This window comes from Tunicatimonas sp., from assembly GCF_049647865.1.
Taxonomy (GTDB): Bacteria; Bacteroidota; Bacteroidia; order Cytophagales; family Cyclobacteriaceae; genus Tunicatimonas.
In genome coordinates, this window is sequence record NZ_JBARYM010000657.1 from 1 (window position 1) to 1,828 (window position 1,828).

Here is a 1,828-nt window from a genome sequence, read left to right on the forward strand (position 1 = left end):
CAAAAGAATTGTGGCAAGCCTTCATGTCCAAGCGAAGCACAATTACAAATACTATTGGAACTGCGTTTTACTCAATAGAAGTTTATGACAATCTAGATTTCTTCGAACAGTTTGACCCAACGCATGAATTTGAAAAGTGGGCCGCAGTTCAGGCTCGTGATTATGAAGCTATTCCTAACAAGATGGAGAAGCTGACTATTTCCACTGGACTTTATGCAGTGTTCACTTATCAAGGAAAATCGAGTGAATTCACTCAGTTCTATCAGAATATTTACGGAAGCTGGCTGCCAAATTCGGGTTACCAATTAAACGATCGACCCCATTTTGCGCTAATGGGCGAGAAGTACAGAAACAATGATTCTAATTCCGAAGAAGAAACCTGGATTCCAGTAATTCCCAAATCCTAATTCCCAAAATTTAAGACCCATCAATGGCTAAATCCAAAGTAAAAACTGTATATGTCTGCCAGGAATGCGGAGTTTCTTCACCTAAGTGGCAGGGCCGGTGTCCTTCGTGTGCTGCCTGGAATACTTACGTAGAGGAAGTAGTCCAAAAAGAAACCCAAACGCCTACTTGGCGGAGTAATCAACCTAAAGAGAAAGTGGCTACTCGCCCAGTGCCTCTTCAGGAAATTGAATATCAGCAGGAGTATCGTACTAACACGCAAGATGCTGAACTAAATCGGGTGCTGGGCGGGGGTATTATGCCTGGCTCGCTCGTGTTAATTGGGGGGGAGCCGGGCATCGGTAAGTCTACGCTAATGTTGCAGATTGCGGTATCGTTGTCGCAGAAGGTGCTATACGTTTCAGGGGAAGAAAGTAATCAGCAGATTAAAATGCGAGCTGAGCGACTTACGGCCTCTAACACTAAACCTTCTTGCTACATTTTAGGTGAAACGGCCCTGGCCGCTATATTCAAACAAATTGAGCAGCTTCAGCCCAATATTGTTATCATCGATTCTATCCAGACATTACGGTCTAGTCATATTGAATCGGTGGCAGGTAGTGTTTCGCAGGTGCGGGAATGTACCGGAGAGTTGATGAGGTTCGCTAAGGAAAGCAATACTTCGGTTTTTTTAATTGGACATATTACTAAAGAGGGCAGTATTGCCGGGCCAAAAGTGCTGGAGCATATGGTAGATACGGTTTTGCAATTTGAGGGCGACCGTCATTTATCATATCGGATTCTACGGACGATTAAAAACCGCTTTGGGTCTACCTCTGAACTAGGTATTTACGAAATGTTAGATACGGGTTTACGGCAGGTGAGTAACCCTTCCGAAATTCTTATTTCTCAGCGAGAGGGCGAGTTGAGCGGCATCACTATTGGAGCTACTATGGAGGGAAACCGTCCGCTACTAATAGAAATACAATCGCTGGTGAGTTCGGCAGCCTATGGTACGCCCCAACGCAGCGCTACCGGCTACGATGCCCGTCGGCTAAACATGCTATTGGCAGTGCTAGAAAAGCGAGTAGGTTATCGGCTGGGCACGCAGGATGTATTTTTGAACATGGCCGGAGGGCTAAAGGTAGAAGATCCCGCTATTGACTTGGCGGTTTGTGCTTCGCTGGTTTCTTCCTTTCTGGATGTCCCTATTTCCAGCCGTATCTGCTTTGCGGCTGAAGTAGGTTTAGGCGGTGAAATCCGGGCAGTAAATCGGGTTGAGAGCCGAATAAGTGAAGCCGAAAAGCTAGGGTTTGAAGAGATTTTCATCTCAAAGTTTAACACTAAAGGGCTAGATCAGAAGAAACATAAAATTCAGATTCATAGCATGAGCAAATTGGAAAGTATGATTGATCATTTGGTGAAATAGCTTATCTGATATATG

The 1,828-nt window shown here is 44.9% G+C and carries 2 protein-coding genes; both read left to right on the forward strand.

Annotation, left to right across the window (positions count from 1 at the left end; all coding sequences use genetic code 11):
• A partial coding sequence (locus tag WBA23_RS19265; protein ID WP_424583909.1) for a GyrI-like domain-containing protein occupies positions 1-407 on the forward strand: 407 nt, incomplete at its 5' end.
• A gap of 23 nt (positions 408-430) precedes the next feature.
• Positions 431-1,813, forward strand: coding sequence for a DNA repair protein RadA (gene radA / locus WBA23_RS19270; protein WP_424583910.1), 1,383 nt, complete (start codon positions 431-433; stop codon positions 1,811-1,813).
• The last annotated feature ends 15 nt before the right edge of the window (positions 1,814-1,828 follow it).